The organism is Marinobacter sp. (genome assembly GCF_965229985.1).
In the GTDB taxonomy this organism is placed as follows: domain Bacteria; phylum Pseudomonadota; class Gammaproteobacteria; order Pseudomonadales; family Oleiphilaceae; genus Marinobacter.
In genome coordinates this window covers 569,397-587,941 of record NZ_OZ245935.1, presented here as the reverse complement: position 1 = coordinate 587,941, position 18,545 = coordinate 569,397, and the positions used below count along the sequence as shown (strand labels likewise).

Below are 18,545 nucleotides of genomic sequence, written 5' to 3'. Positions count from 1 at the left end.
AGCATCCTTGCCATTCAAATATCAAGAAAAACTCGTCAGCCAAGCACTTCCATAAACTCAGCAATTGCCAAGATCTGGCCCTCCTCATCGGGCTCAAGAACAATCGGTTCATATGCCGGATTTAGCGGTTTTAAAGTAATGCGGTGATGTACCCAGTCACCGTCTTCCGCTGGCACCTTTTCACTTGAATACACTTTTAGTGTGTACTGGCCACCAGTTTCCTGATCGGTTACTCCAGAGTGCCAAACCAAAAGCTTCCGATTCTGGCGCGTGCCAGCTGGCACCGGTCGGAACAGACAATAGCTACCATTCGGAATTTCAGGCTCCATAGAATCGCCAACCACCTGGGCAACGAACATTCCCTCTTCCAGGTGCCTGTCGGAAATCGAAACCCATTCGTCAGATGCTGCACCGACTGTTGCAAAACCTGCTTGATCGTCGCTGAACGCACCGGCAGCGGACTTGAGCGAGCTGAGAGGGACACAGCTTTCGTAAGGCGCAAAATCCGGATCATTCGCACTGATGATAGTCAGCCCGGGGGGGGTTGATTCTGTACTTGAAGCAGAACCCGCCATCTCAGAAGCCGCGTTATCAAACCACTCATCCGTGGCGATAATCTCCTTTGCTTTTTTCTTGCCAACCACAGCTCTGGCGATTCGCCGGATGTGGTCCCTCATGGCGGTTTTATCGAACAATTCCTGATACTGAATCTCGATCACTTCGTAGTCGGTATTGCGTAGCTCTTCCCGAATTTGATGATCCTTGGCAGCGGTCTGAGTATTGCCGTGAATATGTTGGCTCATGCCATCCAGGTACACGCACACACCCTCGAACTGATCGTTAGGCTCGTGGAAGTAAACATCCGGACGCGTATCGAAGCCACCGGACAATTTGATGGGTGTTTCAGTCTCGAAATCGGAAAGCCCCGCTGCCTTGAGCATGGCAACCAATTGCTGTTCCGGCGCATTACCCGGATCCTGGGCTTTAGTGTCATCCGGCAGAACCGGCGGTATCTCATGAGTAAACCTCAGGTCCTCGCCCTGTGCCCGGTAGTAATCGAGCGCGGTATGACGATTGAGGCTGTCATGATAGAACGAATTCCGGAAATGCTGTAAGCAGTCCACACAAGAGGCTTCACAAGCGCTGGGGCAATCTTCAACCAGAGCTCGCGCGGCAGCTACAATTCTCGACCAATGCTCAAGCAGTTGCTCCAACAAACCGGAACCACCAGGCATCGGGTCATACAAAATGCCATCCACAAGGTCCGAATCCGGTTTTGCGATCACTTGCACCTGCAGGTCCGAGATTTCCATATCCAGCACTTCAGCAGCCCCCTGCCTCAGAGACTCCAGCAGGCTGTACGCCACTTCTTTGGAAGCACAATCCGGCAAAACCAAAGCGTCTGCGATGACCTCTGCGTAAAATGACAGAGGTTCTACGGGGTGCCCACAGCGCTCTAGGTGTATTTCATTGAATTTCTGAAGCTCTGTCTCGGTGCTCATGGGAGAGCGGCTCGCACCACATACCCGACATATCGGGTATCCGATCATCCCGCCGGATTTGACCTGGCCAGAGGCACCCACGTTAACCAAGCGCATATACATCCCATGCTTGTGATGGAGTACGGTGCTGCCCCACTCGTAAGCTGAACCTCCGGAATGCCGTCGCTGATCCTGGGCGAAGACAGCTACCGGCATCTGGAACCGGTATTCCTCATCATCTGAAATGTACGAGTTATGGGGTGCATCAACATCGCAAACGGATACACCCTGAATATGGGTAGCTCCCATAGATTCAGGCTGGGCTTCCTCCTGCCTCCGAGAGCCTCCAGTCTCCACCACAGACTCTGTTTCCAAATCGACGGAAAAGGTTAATGGCTCCTCAGGGAGCAGTTGAAATGTGCGTGGCACGAACTTATGACCGTTGGCATAAATCAGGTTACCGGGCACATACTCGCGAACCGCCAGCGCACTGTTGCGACGAATGTCCCAATCACTGATATCAGATCCATACCGGGGCGCAACGTGGGTGAGCGTGACAGCCCCTGAGTCAAGGCCATATCCGGGCAGAAAGCCTTCTGCTGCCAGCACACCATAGGTGTTGGTTTCATCAAAGCCCTCGGCTTTGCTGCCGAACCGGCGGAGATCGCCCTTCAGGCGTTTGACCATGCGTTCGCAGCGACCGCGAAGGGCCTCATCGTCAGCATCTAGCGAACCTTTCTCGGCAGCTACCTTTCTCAGACGGTCAAGCTGAGCAAGGGCCCACTTCAAGCGCTTATACAATCGAAAAACGACTTGCTGCAGCTGGCTCTCCAGGCCATCAACCATATCTGCCAGCTTATCGGCCTCCACCACTTCCATGTCAGCATAAGGCCACCCCTGACGGAATGATTCCGTCACCGCCTTCATGATGGCATCGCGATGCTTCCGGATCTGTTTGCCAAGGTCTTCAACCGACATTGGCTGTGAGCGAACCGAGTTATCCGCATTAAACAGGTATGATTTGATCTGGGTCGGCAAGCAATTGCTTAACGTGGTGCCCAGTTCTTCGTGGTCATCAGCAGAAAGGCCACCTTCACGGACGAGCTTGAACAGAGTGGTCAGAACCGTCGCGTGCACATGCTTGGCAACCATCACCGGATTACGCAGGTTGAAGCTCGGAGGCTCTACCTGGCCCTCAAGTAACTTCAGAGGGTCATTGAAGTAAGCCCTGTCATGGCTTGTCGCGCGAGCGTACGTAAGATCCAGGGCCATTCTGAATTGACGCCCAGCCCGACCAGCTCGCTGCCAGTAGTTCGCCGGTAACGGGGGCACGTTGCGCATAAGCACCGCATCAAGGGCACCAATGTTTACCCCCATTTCCAATGTTGGAGTACACACCAGTGTATTGATTCGCTCGTTATCGCCTTTGAAAGCATTTTCAATCCGCTCCCGTTCTGGCCCTGGAATCTGTGCGGAGTGCTCTTTGGCCCGCAACATTGCAAATTCCTGATCCAGTAACAGAAGATCGTAGTTATCTTTGTTTTCTGGTTCGAAGTCCAACCGACCGTTACACCGCCAGCCCATACAGGTATTAGACGGATTGGGACGAGCGTGAAGGCGCCGACAGGTCTGGCAACGGTACATGCCTTTCGCGGGATACAAGGTCAAATGATCAACGTTGACCTGCACACTGCCGTGGCAACCAGGGAGATTCTTCCCACGCGCGCCCTTCAACTGAACACTTCGGAAAATCTCCAAATCATCGAGCAGGAGGCCCCAAACACCAGCGAGAAAGTCCTCAACCTCATCCGCTGGCACACCCCACGCCTGGGCTGCTTGCTGCGGTACACTTCCATAGTTGCTGTACCACTGGTTGATTCGGTTCTTCTCATGCTGCCCGTCACGCTGGAAAACCAGCGCTGCCGGCACACCTTTCATGGACGGGAGATAGCCCCGCAAGACTTCTTTCTCGCCGTCCAACCAGAACTTGGAATAAATCTTGGTGATCGAGTCATAAATCATCCGGCGAGAACGAGCATTATCAATCAGCGAGGCGATGCCGCTCACCAAGTCATCAGCCTTGCAGCCAAGCCGGTTTGACCACTTGAGCACGAAGGGCAAATCCTCATCCAGCCCATGGTATTTCACCTTCAGCCGGCCCAATGGTTCCAGCCCCGTACTCTGGCGCGCACCCATAGTCAGCTCACGGAGTATCTGCGCACGCAGGAACCATTTACGCTCTTCGCTGTGGGCGACACCGGTCTGGGATTTAGGCTCTACCCGCCAGACCTCTGGAATCAATGCACGGGACAGCTCGTCATCCTGATCCAGAAACTGATCTAACCAAAGCGTTAGATCGCTGACCGAAGTCTCACCTTCCCTCAAGCGCTTGTAGATCAGCTCCCGCAAACGGTAGCGGCGTGAACGATCCTGCATCCAGCCTGCCTGGAATGCGGCATCCTGCCGGTTATCGGCAAACACGAGCAGGCGCCGGCGCTCGGCACGGTGAATCATGCTCTGGGCCAAAACATGGACGTCAGAAACCGTCGTCGCGCGAACCGGGCGGGCCGGCTCCCGGTAGGTACCGATAAACCGGCGGCCGTGGGCGCCGCAAGATACGCAACGGGTCAATTTGCCCGGGTTATCTTCTTTCTGCTGAACAAAGAACAAGGGTTTGAATACCTTGTCCCGGCCACAGCTAATGCATTCAGACAACTGCTGGTCATGGGTGGTACCACAGTAACGGCACACGAACAGGGTTTCGGTTTTCGCCGGCTCCTCGTCAGCTTCCGACCCCACTTGATGATCCAAAGACAAAGCTCGAACGCCGCCCAACGTCTGATCGACAGCGCGCCACACCTTTGCCTTACCTTCGGCAGTGCCTCCACCAGGTGCCGTAGCCGTGAAATTAAAATCTTCCAGGGAATGCTCGTAGTAATGCTGGCCACAGGTAGTGCAACTGGAGATGGGGAACCGCTCCATGTCCGGGTTATCGTCCAGAGCATCCTCTGCCGACAGCCAGAGCTTTGCATCCGAACTGCCTTCCGGGAAAGAGACCACGGCCCCGCCTACGCCGCGCACAAATCCATGAACCACTGGCCGCAACAACGGACGACTGCCGTTGCGGGACGCTGCACCCAGTGCCAGCCAGATCAAAATCTCTTCCTCCGAGATCGGACGGTCCAGCGTGTCACTGAGTGTTTGCAGCAAATCCACCAGGCGCTGTGGCTTACGCAGGGCCTCTGCGACCTGGAACACCACCTCGTTATGGCTCAACCACTGGTACAAGGCTTCACGCCAGTTGCCTTCCGCAAGCCTGCTACCAGTGACGGATTGAAACCACACTCTCAGTGCCTGGGTGTCAGCGTCCGTTGCATCCGCGCTATCAGCCCTGCCGAGCACCTCCAATAAGGTCGCCAACTGTACAGCTTGGTCGCCCGCCAAGGGACCACTGGCCGTCCGGGGCTCGCCCCAGATGTCGGCCTCATAAGTCTCACCCACCAATTCAACCGAGTTTCCATCCACACCGAAGAATCGGCTGGCAAACACCCGCCCGGCTTCCTGGCCATGAACCGGATCAGCAATTGTCGCGGAGGTGGCCACGCAAGTGGTGCTGTTTTCGTCCTTGCCGCAGTAAGAACGCAGGCGGCGAATCAAGCATGCTGTCTCCGCACCGTTGGCGCCGGTAAAGGTATGTGCCTCGTCGAAGACCATGAACTCCAGACGGGCATTATCAAATAACTCAAGATCGCGCTGTCGGGTAAGCAGCAGCTCCAACTGCTTCACGTTGGTCAGCAGAATCCGCGGCTGCTCGCCCTGGGTGCGCATCGCCTCACGACTCACTCGCTCTTCCGGCGGGTGTACTGCAATGTCCTGCTTCTTCGCTCGAACTTCTTCCAGCTTGTTCTGGTAGTCCTTCGCAGAACTACCGGGCGGCAGGCGAACACCACTCACATCCGAATCCTGCTGCGGAGTTTTGCCCACATACATACCAAAGGTGACACCGGTACCAGCCAGTAACTCGCGCATTCGCTGCAGCTGATCTTCAGCTAGTGCGTTCATGGGATACACGATCACAGCCGTTACACCGGCCTCGGCACCTTCATCCCGCAACTGGAGGCAGCGGGAGACTATGGGCATCAGGAAAGCTTCCGTTTTACCGGAACCGGTACCCGTGGAGACCAACGTAGGTTTACCGGCATGAATCGCCCGGAACGCCTTCTCCTGGTGGAGGTATGCCGATGGGTAGGGAGACAGCTGGCGAATATGGGGGTGTAACACTCCCTCCTTTACCAATTGCTCCAGCGTTGCGCCCTGCTGAAAGGTGCGGGACAGTGAAATATAAGGGCCTCTGAGCAGCGGCGTGCTGCGGGTTTGCTCCAGGTTGAGCAGCTCCCGCATCTGTTGGTAAAGCTTGTCATCGGCAAAGGCATAGGTGCTTAGCTGATAGCGCAGGAAGTCACTGACGACCTGTTCCGTATAGGTGATGGGATTCAACATCAGAATAAAGCTCCTTGTGTGCTCTCAGCTTTTTTAACGGGCTCTTCCACAACCTCATTGGTGGATTCCGGCTCGGGCACAATCTGGCGGATCAGCTCAGCATGGGCAGCACACTCCTCCCAGGAACGCTCTACATCTTCGTTAAGCTGCCAATCATAGAATCGGGGTCCGAGGCGGGATGCAACAGGCTGGTGTTCTTGGGCGCGGTCGTCGTGACCAAGGCCGTAGTCGGCTAGGCGGAGTGCTTCAGGGACTAGCCAGCCTTCTCCATCGTTTTGCGAGAGGAAAGTATCCACTCCAAGCTCAACCAGATCCCGGAATGCAACTTGGCATAGAACAGTATGCCGCATCTCTGGAGGTAGACTCTTGTCAACACGCCAAAAACCTTTCGGATTCAGAGAAGGAGTTGCCGTCATAGTGCCCACAGGGTGATCGCATGCATCTAGCAGGTGGTTTACATCAGAAACAGTGAAGCCAAAAGCCTTAAATACTAGGGCATCGAGAATAACGCGGGATCGCAGCCTTTCGTGTTCCGTCAAAGCCCAATACATTCGCCATGAGCGCTCACTAGAAGGCTCCCAATTACGAGCAAATATCTCATTAGCGTTGTTGAGCTGCTTAACATACTGAACAATTGCTAGCGCTATATTGTCATCTTGCACAGGCAGGCAAGGTGACTCTTCAAGATAGTTCCAGGTCAGATGTAAGCCTCCAACCCTTAGCCTAAGAGCATGATCAACGGCAAAACTGTTCATCGCCCCACTGAGCAAGTGTGGGCTTTTGGTCGAGTTCAAGATTGGAACCGAATGCCCGGTGGGAAATGGTGGGATCACACAACCGTAAAATGTTCTGGAGTTTGTGGCACTACAAATGTCCATGAACGCCAATCTTTCAGCAAAAGTAAAGCCCTCAGCTTTGGCGTGTCTTTGACTTATCAAATATTGTGGATCAACAATTTTTTTCGACCATTCAATGTTTGACCAAACAGCTCCACGGCCCTTACCGCTCACCCAGCCTTTGTCGCTAAAGTCGAACTGATTAATCATCCTTCCTTCATACAAAGGCAACGCAACATCTTCGATGCCCTCAACAGACATTGCCTTAGTACCATCACGCGATAGAACGAGGTTGGGATCACGTTCCAAAATATTCGTAGGGCCCGAGTAGCCCCGCCAACTGCCTGCCAACCAGTACCCGTACTCATCCGGCTGGTACCCTTTTGCCTCCCACTTCGGCCGCTCGGGAAAGAGTTTGGAGTCGGAGGTCATATTAAAATCGCCCTGCTGATATTTTATTCCCCAACCACTTTCACTCTGATCACCCAGCAATACCCCATTGGCATAAATCTTCTTGAGGACCTCCAGATCCTTATCGCTTCGAATCTCCAAAATCGATTTTGAATAAGGAGAGAATTCCTGAACTCGATCAGAGGGATAGGCCAACACATAGTTTTCGGCCTGCTCCCAGTCATCGACATTCCGATGCATAAAGGCAGCTCGGATCGCCTTGGTTTCCATCCCTTTCTGAACAATAATTGGACAGAATTTGAATCTGGGATCGATATCAAAAACCTTTTCTCGGTTTTCGAAACCAAAGAGCCATTGCCAATCACACTGCTCCAAAAACAAGGTTCTGAGGTCTGTCGTGCCCTTATCAGTATAGAGCCCGCTGGGCACAATCATTCCGAGCCGTCCGGCCCCACCCATGATTGCGTAGCTCTGCTCCAAAAACATTTTCTGCAAATAGGGCTTGCCAGAACCTTGATGGGCAAAAGGGTGGAATGTATCAGCAAATCCTTTGTGTTTTTTCCTGCGCTGGCGCCACCGTTTGTGCAGTTGCTCTGAGTTGTCAAAGTTGTTCCGGCCGCCCCCACCCAAGTTCAGGGCATGCCTCTTTTTACCTTTATTGTCTTCTGTAACCTTATCTCCAAAGGCAGCGCCTGCGTTGTTCATCCAGTTGGCAAATGCCTTAAAGCCCGCAACATAATCAATCCATGCATACTCTAGCTCTGGGGCTGCTCGGAAATACTCCAGCTGTTTTGCCAAAGCCTCTTGCTTGCCATATGCCCTATAAAGCGGATCGTAGTTAGAGAAAAATTCTTTGGAAGTGGGTTGCATCGTTTCCCAAGGAGGGTTACCAAGCACCGCATCAAATCCCGTCTTTTGCGAAGTAAACACATCCGGGTATTCAAGCTCCCAATGAAAAAACCTGTTTCTCTGGGCTACCTGATGAGCGATGGCTAAGGCCTCTTCCGATGGAGCAAGAAAATCCTGAGGCAACGGTGCCGAGTCAATGGAATCACCCGGCCAGAACCAAAGCGCGCACCACAGATCCATGCGCGCCTTGAGTTCATGGTAGTGAGGATTTTTCAGAATCTGTTCTCGATACAGTTCTGCCCGCTTATCACTTTCATGCACTGGCAGACGGTGCAGTTTGCGGAACACTTTGAGCAGCTCATCATGCACGTCCGCAGCAGGTAGCCGTTCATCCATATCGACCTGGCCACTGATAATCGCTATTAGCTGTTCGGGCACAGCCTTGCTGCGATCCTTGATGGCATCGGTGAAAACATCACCCTTAGTTTCCTGCTGGCCTTTCTTTTTACCGCTGGTGTGGGTCTTCACATACAAGTGGTTGATCAGATTATCCGGCTTGCCCTTCTGGTAATCTTTATCACCGCCTTCCCGCTGCCAGGCCATAGCGGGATATTCCCGATAGGTGTCGAACCAGGCTCCGACCAGGGCGTTGCCGGCCTTGAGTTTGTGGTCCAGGAAGCCAAACGGCAGGTCCCTATCCATGGTTTCTACCCACAGTGCCATTCGGCCCAATTCCACGGCCAGCGGGTCAATATCCACGCCATAGAGACACCGCTCCACCACATGGCGCTTAAGCTGGGCCCGAAGCGTTTCTTCAAATCCTTCATGGCCGGGTTTCAGCTTCAGCAGCTCGTCGCTCAGCAGGGCGGAAATCCGTTCCTCATCCAGGGTAGCTTCCTTGTCCTCCTGGGCGGGCTTTACATACTCGTGATGGAACAACGATTCCACCAGCGCATCTGTGAGGTAACGCAGGGCGCCCACCAAAAAAGAGCCTGAACCCATGGCCGGATCGCAGACCTTGAGGGCAAGAATCTCTTCTGGCGTTTTTGGCACCCACTGTGTGAATTCCTCCAAGCCAGTTCTTGGGTCCGTTGCTTTATTCAACCCCTCATAGGCAAGTGGTTGCAGGGTTCTGCGAACGGTGGGGGCCGCAAGTTGCGGTCGGGTGTAGAAGGTACCAGCACCTTTCCGGGTACCACCCCAGCGCACGAGGTAGAACTGCCCAGGAGCAATCATCTTGGCACAGAGCTGCTTCGCGGCCTTTTTTAGCTCCTCGGAACCATCGCTTTGTTGGGCCCCCTTTCCACGAGACTTTTTCACCACACCAGCCAACACAGCAGCTTTTTCCAGCCATTCCTGCGCCCTTTCGAGATGGTCTTCAGTTAGAGCGGGCTCTTCACCTTCTTCGGAATCCGGCGCAGTTTCATCATCGCCTTCATTTTCCTCAACTTCAGCTTCCTCATCCTCCTCCAATTCGGCTTCCGGCTCCTCTTCACCTTCATCGTCACCGGCTGAGGAGTTTTTCTTTTTCAGCTCTTCGAACAGCTTTTTGATGGTTTTATCATCCATCTGTTCCAGCTGGGAAAGTGCCAGCGCCGGCTGGTTGCCAATACCGAGGAAAATTACCGGGTCATCCGTTTTAGCCCGCTTGAGTTCAAAATCGAGCAGGCCTTCGTATAGGATGCCGATGTACTCAGAAGACAATGCAGAGAAGTTAACCGGGCCATCCACCCAGGTATTGCGATTTCCCTGACGGATTTTTACACGGGTGCGGGTGAGCAGGCGCAGGATGGTTAGCACTTGTTGGTCACTGATCAGGTTGTCCTGGCTTTCCAGTACGGCCAGGGCTTTCGAGATCGGATCGGCACTTTCCGGATCGCCTTGCTCAAATAGGGCCCCACCGTAGTGGGGTACAGGAATCGCCTGATGGGCAGAGCCGTGGTAAATAAGGTTGAACAATGCAATCAGCCTTGGCCAGGCACTGCGGCCGTGGGTAAGTCGGTCACTACCACGGCCACCTGACCGACGATCCAGCTGCTGGCGCAGACCTTCCAGGCTGTATGCTTGCTGATAGATGGTGTTGTCCACGGGCAGAAGCTGCCGGGCCTCTGCAAATAACGTCACAATGCATCGCATGATAATCCGCGAGCCCGCCACGTATAGATCGTTGAAATCAACCCCCTTCTCATCAAGCTTTGCTGTTTCGATTGTAGCCTGGGATGCGGAAATGAGGTTCTCCACTGACTGGCGAACCCGTTCTCCAAGAACGGCGGACAGCTCGGCCTGCCCCTTGCGGGATTCATTAACGGCCTTATGAAGACGAGCACTCTGGCCATCTTCCCGCAGAAAGTTCTGCGGGTTGATGAGCGTTCGCCAGGCTAGCGTCTGCGCCGACGGCTCCCCTTCCTCGAACCAGAACTCGATGTCCCACTCACACCACGATTCAAAGTCCGAGCCAGCATGAACCAATCGCCATTGGCGTCCATTGGTGACCAGGGCAAAAGGAAGGTGCTGACGACGCAGCCATTCTGTTACGCGACTCAGGAGCTTTCTGGACCGGCCTACGCCGAGCCGGCCACCAAATTGACGGCTAGCGCCCTCTTCCGGAACAAATACAGGCAGAACTTCGCCGTTCGGCCCACACCAGATGCGTCGAGGTTTGACAAGGGCACCGGTAAAGCTGCGGATACTCCACTGACTTTCAACAGCCTGGGCTTTCTGCCACTGATCAGCTGGGAAGCCAGATAGATCCTGAAGCATGTAATCCAAAAGCGCAGCAAGGCTGGCATTGGTGCCATCAAAAGCCGTCACAGCGCGGCGCAATTGTTCTACCTGCCAATGGTTAAGCGAAGGTAAGGTTTCCGGGAAATATTCTGTGAGCTTATTGGCTGAGATCAGCAGGCCGCCATGCTTCAGTGATGACCAGCCTTCGTTGTAGAAATTCATGCGACCACCTCCGGCAAACGGATTTCAATGGTTACCGGGAATACCTGAGCCTCTCCATGCAAGGCGAAACGCTTGGGCACAACCTGCTCCAGAATGCGCTGCTTCTCAGACTTCAGCCGCTCCAGCAAATCACCAAAGTGGCCCTGACGACGCTTCAACTCGTCTTCAAGATCCCGGAGCTCCCGCTCGGCCATTTCGTCGGCATCCTCCAGGAGGTGGAACTGGCGAGCTTCTGCCCGTTTTTCCTCAATCTCCCGTTTCAGCTTTTCAATACTCTGGTTTCGCTGGAGGGCGGCCACTTCATTGATTCGGCGCTCAAAGGCTTCTTTCTCATGCTGGGACGATTCTTCAAGCGCTGTGGCAAGCTCTGTTTTGAGGGCTTCAGTCAGAGCAGAGTTGTACGTGTTAACAAACGCTCTCACCTCATCTTCCACTTCGTCCCATAGGTCTCTTGCTTCGCTCATCAGCCCGGTATCCTGGCTGGCTAGTTCTGGCCCATGGTGGGGCCCTTCGTAAGCCAGCGGTGCACCCAATTCATTATTGGCCACTGGCAGGGCCAGGGTTCGTGTCCAATGGTGGAAGGTTTCACGCAGGTTGTTGATCGCCATTTCCTCAACAGTCAGCAGCACCAGGGCCTGAGCACCTTCTGGCACTTGCCCTCTGGTTACAATCCAGCGGCTAGGGGGGCGGGTTTCTGTCTGGCTACCCGGAAAACGCATCCTGGCAAACGCGTTCAGGGTATGACGGAACAAAGGATGACCGAGGTGCAGCAATACAGTGTCGGGAGAGGGCCTGAACACCGGGCGCCCGTTTACCGAGTTAATGAAGAAGTCATTATCAAACACAACCCAGGGCATGGCCCCAGCAACATCCTTTCGACCCGGGAGACGCAGATTGTCGTCGACAATGGACTGCCAGCGCACAGGCAGGGGTGGCTTCAGGCGGATGCGTCCCTTGGTATCCGGACCCTCCATGACATCACGGCTACTACCGAGCCCCATGGCTATTTCCAGGGTGGATTTAAGGGTGTCCGGAGTCAGATCCAGGTCTGCCATGAGTTCCTGAAGCTGTCGTTTCTCTTCCTCGCCCCGCTCTTCAGTAACAACCCGGGCATCGTCGGTTGCGCCACGGCGCCCCGCGATTTCCCGGTCGAGGTCATCCAATACCTCGTTGTCTTCGTTGAGCTCCATCATTCTGCGCTGGAAAGCGGCATCGAACAGTTCACCGACTGACCCCAGGTCTTCACGAATGTCGTTTACCTTGGCAATCACTCGGGCAACAAAGTTCAAGTCGGCGTCATCGTCACTCGCAAAGTGGAAAATAGTGACATCCCGAGCCTGACCGTGCCGGTCAATTCGCCCGTTACGCTGTTCGAGCCTTGACGGGTTCCAGGGGATTTCATAGTGCATCAGCAACCGTGCAGTGTGCTGAAGGTTGAGGCCTTCAGAGGCCGCGTCGGTAGCGACCAGGATCTTCACGGGCGACGAGGGATCATTGAACGCAATTTTTACCGTTTCGCGCTCCTCGTCATTCATGCCGCCGAAAAGTTCTATTACGGCACCATCTTCGCCACCGTACTCAGTCCTCAGTCGGTTTACGAGATAGTCCAGTGTCGTTTTGTACTCTGTGAAGATGATTAGCCGCTCGTCCTCTTTCCACTGGCCGGCGTTGCGAAGTTCTTTGTTGATGAGCTCGGCCAGCCGCTCGAACCTTGCGTCTGATTTTGGGACGGCATGAACAACAGGCTGCTCGTCCAGGCCAAGCGCAGTGAGAGCGCTATCGACCTTTTCTATTTCAGTGGCAAGACTGTCAACGAAGGGGTGCATCCAGCCACCCACAACATGAGCTGCGTGTCTTCCGCGGCTCTCCCGTTCCTGGTCGTCGTCGATGTCTTCCTCGGAGGCACGCCGGGCTGCCAAAACCTCTGCAGCTTCCATCTTTTCTTTTTCTTCCAGGCCTTCCTTGAAGCGCAGCCAGCTGTCTGCAAATGTAACCGGGCTGGAGAGCAGACGTTTTCGAAGAATCTCGATGGCAAAGTTCAATACTGTGCGTGCTTCCGGCGCGGTTCGAATCATCCCCTTCAAGGCGTTACAGAAATCACGGACAGCCTTTGCCAGGTCCTTTTCTGACCTGAGCATATAAAGCGGTAAAGGTTCGAGGTGGCGCTGGGCAAAGCGCGGAACCCGTCCAGTTTCTTCGTCTTGACTGTTGATTTCACTCTTCAGACGACGGATCAGAACCTGATTGATCAGCTGTCGCTCTTTCTCCGTGAAATTGGGTGTTTGGGTAAAGCGCACAGGATCCAACTGCTCCAGCAGCCCTGAGAAACATCGTGTGTGGCCGTTGTGGGGCGTTGCCGTCAGGAACAGACGGTGTTCGAACCAGGGCGAAATCAGCGTGAGCATATTTGCCAGATCGCTGTTCTCGCCAAAGTTTGACGGCATAAGGTTGTGGGCCTCATCCACGATCAGCAAGTCCCAGGGTAGCTGGGCTCCGCCACGCTCCTGAGATGAGCGGCAGTTCGCAATAAACTGCTCCAGCACATCTGGCTGCTTGAGGTAGTGATAAGAGGTGATAATGCGAGGCAGGACTCGCCAAGGGTTGGTGTCCACCCCCCGCTCTTTCTGGAGCTTGTGGGTAGAGGCTTTATCGACGATATCGAAATCCAGTGAGAACTTGTCCTCCATCTCCTGCTGCCACTGGGTTCTCAGCGATGCTGGAGTAATGATCAATACACGCCGGATCCGGCGCTTCCTGATCAGCTCCGCCAGAATAAGACCCGCCTCAATGGTTTTACCAAGGCCCACATCATCGGCGAGAAGCAAGGAAACACGGGGCATGCGCATCGCCCGGGCCAAGGGAACCAATTGGAAATCATCGGCACTGACCGCACCGTAAACCGGTGCCGTGGGAACAGGGTCGGAGCGTTTCTGGGGATCTTTAGCTGACAGGAACGGAGTCAACGAACTCCAGCGAGTCGCCCGTTGCAGGGCCAAGAACTCTTCATACTTCATCGGGGCGTCAACATCTACCCGTGGCAGTGCGTTGGGCTGCAGAACCGCGGGCCCCTGCTCTCTCTCCCACAGGATGGTTTCCTCGGCGTCGCCCTCTCCATCCCCAAATTCAACGGTTACCAAGTGCAGCAGGCTGGACGTTCTTGGCTCTTCAAAAGGCTCAACTTGCGAGATCACACCACGCCTATTGCGGACCGTTGCGAGCATTCCGACTCTGGGTATGGATGGGGCCATCCGTTTTCACTCCGTTTTTCTTTTGAAATTCAACACTTCCGTATCATCAAGGAAGCCCGCTGAATACTAACTGGAAAAGGCTATTAAGTCAGCGAATTAGGCGCTGGTGAACAATGCGCAAGGGGCTGAACACTATCGTTCCACCCAAACAAAGTTATTGCGATTGAGAGTAGATTCGCCTTGATGGCGATAGGCGCATAGCTTTCCTCCGTTCTCTCCCGCAACGCTATAGTCAAGGCAAGCCACATGTTCACTCAATGGCGCAGGTGCTCCAGACAACCAGTAGTGCCCTACGAAAACCGGCTTTGCCCCGTCATAGCCAGGCAAAACATCGGCTTCGATTGGAGTATGGGGGATCTTGCCGATCTCTGATGCAGGTACCATAGCGAGATCCCGGTAAGTTAGTCGCTCGGTTTCCCACCATCGAGTCCGGATCTCGTATCTGGGATTGCCATCTTTGTCGTGGAAATGGTGTCCGTGAGGTAACCGAATTTCCAAACCCTTAAGAACAGTTTCAATAGCTTCGTAGGCTTCAGAGCCTTTTCGGCTGGTTTGTTCCCAAGCCTCGGGTAGCAGGCGGTGTTCTGAGTCGGTGTACTTGTTTATTGCAGTGAGCTGTTCCGAATGCCAGCAGGCATGCACTACACGGAAGTTAGGCAGATCCAGATACACCGGGAGGGTTTTGAACCACTCGATCATACTTCGATGTTGTTCACTACCCTCGCCCACCTGTTCCAAGAAAGCCTGATGCTGGCCTCGATTTTTGTCCGTGTGTGGACGCAGGAAATCACCGGGATTCTGCGGGTCTTCCGTAGCCCAGGCTACGGCATTGAATTCGTGGTTACCCATAACGGTCAGGGCCTGGCCATTCTCGACCATCTTCCGCGCAATGGTGACGGTTTCGACCTGCTCAGGACCACGGTCAACAAAATCTCCCAGAAAGATCACTTTGCGTTCTGGATGCTGCCAAACGCCGCCCTTTTCCACATAGTCCATTTTGGCAAGCAGGGCTTCAAGTTCAGAGGCGTGGCCGTGGATATCGCCAATCAGGTCGTACATGGTTACCGCTTCCTTAGGCATTACTGCTGGGCTTCTCGGGTTTTCAGAGAGATAACATTCAACTCTCTAGTTCCAATTGCCTGGTTGGGCACAGGTCCTTCGTGCTTGCCAATCACCTCGCCATTCAAGGCCAATAGATAGGCTGCGTTCTTTTTGTAATAAAACCAATACTGCTTGATATGCCCCCAGATTCCAAGCTCCCCACCGGTTTCATAGACATGTTCGCGGGCACGACACTGGGCGCGGCCCAGTTGACGGTCGATAGAGAGTCGCCAGAAGCCTTTCGGAAAGTCCAGGTACCGCTGATGTTCACAGACAGCTAGCGCGAAGATTGGCTGACTTTGACGCCTGAATCCGGTGTCCACCCAGATATAAGGCTTGAAGGCCTCTTGCTCTTCCTCCAGGCATTTCTTGAGCCGGAAAATGCGCTGCTCGGAAGAGGCCATATCCATGCAGACGACAACACACAGCGCACGAAGGAAGCCTTCACTGGAGTATTTGAAATCGAAACCGCTATTGTTCAGACCGAAATCCGGATCATCCAGAACGGACTGCAAGCGCTCTAGGTTAGCGGAGGTTGGTCTCTGGTAGCCCATTGCCTTAAGAATTTCCTCCCTAGGCATGGCCGCGACACGCAACACCAGATCTGTTTTGAAGTTGTCGATCATTTATCCCCCACCCTAACGAGCTCCAGCACTGGTTCTAGGCGGTCCGAGTCGAACCGGTCACCATCAAAAAACCACTCTGAGATCTCTGCAATCATGGCTTGCTCCAGGTTATCGCCTGTCAAAAGCCTTGCTCTGATGGCCTCAGCAATTCCGTCATACTCATCGAAACAGCCATTTTCTTTGCAGCAGGTGTTCATCGGGTCTGCTTTAAACAGGGCCTGGGAAATTTGATCTTTGGTGTATGCGGATATCATGTGCACCCTCCCGTTCTTTTTAGATCATCATCGCCGGTGGGTGCGACAGATTACGTCGCCTGAATTTTGTACGCTTCTGGGTAAGCCCAAGAAGCAGGAGAAAAGTTAATGAACAAAGCAAGAGCGGAAGAAGCCAGGAAACTGCGTGAGGCCTACGAGAACTTATCGCAGGAAGAGCTACAGGAGTTTGAGCAGCAACGACGAATTGAGGCGCTGGCAAAGGAGATTCACTTTGAACTCTTCCTGGAGGAATACGACCACATGATGGACTCAATCTCCGACGCTAAGGACCGACGCCGCGGGATCAATCCGATGAGCGCCGATTACACAGCGAAGGTAAACGCCCGCCGAGAGGAACTAGCGATATCAACGCTTGGCACAAATGGAATGCCGATTGATAACAGTAGTTGGGATGTAGCCAGCGCTGAAGCACTTCGTCGTTTAAAGTAATTCATCTCCAACCTAAGTCATTACCGCAGAAACCGGTGGAAGCAATGTTCTACCCCAGTGCACTTCTCAGCACACTGGGAGCAAAGGTTTTTTGTTCAGAATCTGAATTCTGGACCAACGGAAAACACGTTGATATCGGTTTCGCCCAACTCATCCTCATCGCCGACGTTCAACAGCAGATCCCAGTCTGCTCGCAGCCGGATTCCCTCGGCAACTTCATAGCTCATGCCAAGGCCCGTCCTGAATGCAACACCGGTATCGTCGTCACTTACAGAGATAGTCTGAAAGCCGTTGCTCGCTGCCGCCTCGTAATTCAAGCGCCACAGCATGAGACCCGCTTTGGTGAATACCTTGAATGGACCTGTTTCGGGCATGCCCAGCTGAAGCGTTGTATCAACGAAATGACCATTTACCGCAGCAGCCACCCCGACACCGTTGATTACTCCGGAAGCTTCAACATCATCAATGTAACGATAACCGAACTCGAGATTGGCAAAGCTATTCAGTTCAGTACCACCGTAAAAACGAACGGCCAGCGCGCTGTCGTCACACGAAGATGATCCTTCACAGAAATCATCTACAGTGGCTTGGCCCGCAGAAATACCAAAATAACCGGGCCGCGCCTCGGCAGCATAAGCTGGTGCATTAGTTATTGCGGCAACGGAGACCATTAGGGCAATTCTAGTCAATTTCATTTCGACATCCTTTTTCGATAAAACAATGCAAAGCGAGCGAATAGCCCGCTCCTTTTCGGTTACTGATACTGACCAAAGTGAGCGACAGCTACGGTCGCAGACTCAAAAAAAGATTAAAAGTTAAGAGCAAACTCACCTTGTTTGCTGTGTACGAGATAATCCCTTCTGCAGGGTGGAAGAAATTTCTTCCCGCAACCACTCAGGCTCCAAGATATCGCAATGCACAGCCTGGGCCGTGAGCCACCAGCGCAAATCCTGGGTATCGCCGACAGTTACCGTAATTTCAAAAGTGTTTTCATCGATGTCCGTCGTCACCTGGTCGAAGCCCAAAGGCGATTCAATCAAATGATTGAGCACGGGCTTGTCACAGCGAAGGTGCAGAAATACGGGTGCTCGAGAGTGAAGAATGCCCATGGCACCAGAGGAAATGTACAGATCCAGATCAAAATCATCCGGCCGCTCTACCGGCTCTTCCACCAATTCCCCAGTGGTCGCCCTATGCAGAACTAATTGGCGAACACCGTCCCTACCCTCGATGGTTCCGATCAGATACACATTTGGATCCCGAAAGATCAAACCGAACGGATGTACCACAATCTCTGCCGGTTCCGGCCAGTTACGGGCCTGGTAGGTAAGCTTGCACCGGTATTCTCGCAGCAAAGCTTCGGTCACCGTTTCCAGCACATCGGCATCGATCTCGGGTCGTTTTCCACCCAGGCCGCGATTGATGACCCTCACCCGGTTTGGCCACTGCCCCAACGGATTACGTTCACGCAGCAAGGTCCGATGGGCCTCATCGAAATGGGGCTTCAGGTGCGATAGAGCCCTCGGTGGAAGCATGGGCCTTAGGTAGGCCCTCGCTAGCTCAAAAGTAAGCGCAGCCGGTAAATCCAGGGCCGGGATGATGTCCATAGTCGCTTCGCGGTCGAACGACCACTGAAAGGGCCGGCTGGTTTCATCCACCAAAAGTGGGAAGTCCGTGCTCAGTTTCTCCAGATCCCGCTGGATTGAGCGCATCGTCACGGAGAAACCCTGCTCATCAAGTCGGCTCGCCAACTCGGTTGTGGTGATGGCCTTCGGGTAACGGGGTACCATCCGGAGCATTGTCAGGTAGCGGACGGCGGTTTTGGACATTGGCTGTTCCTTGT

The 18,545-nt window shown here is 53.8% G+C and carries 9 protein-coding genes; 1 reads left to right on the top strand and 8 read right to left on the bottom strand.

The annotated features are described in order from the left end of the window. Positions 1–35: 35 nt before the first annotated feature. The 6 genes from ACO06L_RS02675 to ACO06L_RS02650 all read right to left on the bottom strand — a co-directional run bounded on the left by ACO06L_RS02675 (position 36) and on the right by ACO06L_RS02650 (position 16,252). Entirely contained in the window at positions 36–5,981 is a 5,946-nt protein-coding gene (locus tag ACO06L_RS02675; protein ID WP_202346640.1) for a DEAD/DEAH box helicase, read from the bottom strand. Then, on the bottom strand, positions 5,981–11,023 hold the full coding sequence (locus ACO06L_RS02670) for an Eco57I restriction-modification methylase domain-containing protein (protein ID WP_202346641.1): 5,043 nt from the start codon (positions 11,021–11,023) through the stop codon (positions 5,981–5,983). The genes ACO06L_RS02675 and ACO06L_RS02670 overlap by 1 nt, the downstream gene beginning before the upstream one ends. Next, complete coding sequence (gene drmD, locus ACO06L_RS02665; protein ID WP_202346642.1) at positions 11,020–14,271, bottom strand: DISARM system SNF2-like helicase DrmD; 3,252 nt, start codon at positions 14,269–14,271, stop codon at positions 11,020–11,022. Before drmD ends, ACO06L_RS02670 begins: the two co-directional genes overlap by 4 nt. A gap of 132 nt (positions 14,272–14,403) precedes the next feature. After that, positions 14,404–15,330, bottom strand: a complete 927-nt coding sequence (locus tag ACO06L_RS02660) for a metallophosphoesterase (protein ID WP_202346643.1) — start codon at positions 15,328–15,330, stop codon at positions 14,404–14,406. A gap of 20 nt (positions 15,331–15,350) precedes the next feature. Next, complete coding sequence (locus ACO06L_RS02655) at positions 15,351–15,998, bottom strand: hypothetical protein (protein ID WP_202346644.1); 648 nt, start codon at positions 15,996–15,998, stop codon at positions 15,351–15,353. Beyond that, positions 15,995–16,252 carry a hypothetical protein gene (locus ACO06L_RS02650; RefSeq protein WP_202346645.1) on the bottom strand — a complete coding sequence of 86 codons (258 nt, stop codon included), beginning with the start codon at positions 16,250–16,252 and terminating at the stop codon, positions 15,995–15,997. The genes ACO06L_RS02655 and ACO06L_RS02650 overlap by 4 nt, the downstream gene beginning before the upstream one ends. Positions 16,253–16,360: 108 nt before the next feature. Between ACO06L_RS02650 and ACO06L_RS02645 the strand changes: the two genes are divergently transcribed. Next, complete coding sequence (locus ACO06L_RS02645; protein ID WP_202346646.1) at positions 16,361–16,702, top strand: hypothetical protein; 342 nt, start codon at positions 16,361–16,363, stop codon at positions 16,700–16,702. Between the two features lie 95 nt (positions 16,703–16,797). Here ACO06L_RS02645 and ACO06L_RS02640 read toward each other — a convergent pair whose 3' ends face one another. Together ACO06L_RS02640 and ACO06L_RS02635 are read right to left on the bottom strand one after the other, a co-directional pair. Next, on the bottom strand, positions 16,798–17,397 hold the full coding sequence (locus ACO06L_RS02640) for an outer membrane beta-barrel protein (protein WP_202346647.1): 600 nt from the start codon (positions 17,395–17,397) through the stop codon (positions 16,798–16,800). A gap of 132 nt (positions 17,398–17,529) precedes the next feature. Continuing rightward, positions 17,530–18,531 carry a helix-turn-helix transcriptional regulator gene (locus tag ACO06L_RS02635; RefSeq protein WP_202346648.1) on the bottom strand — a complete coding sequence of 334 codons (1,002 nt, stop codon included), beginning with the start codon at positions 18,529–18,531 and terminating at the stop codon, positions 17,530–17,532. Positions 18,532–18,545: the final 14 nt, after the last annotated feature.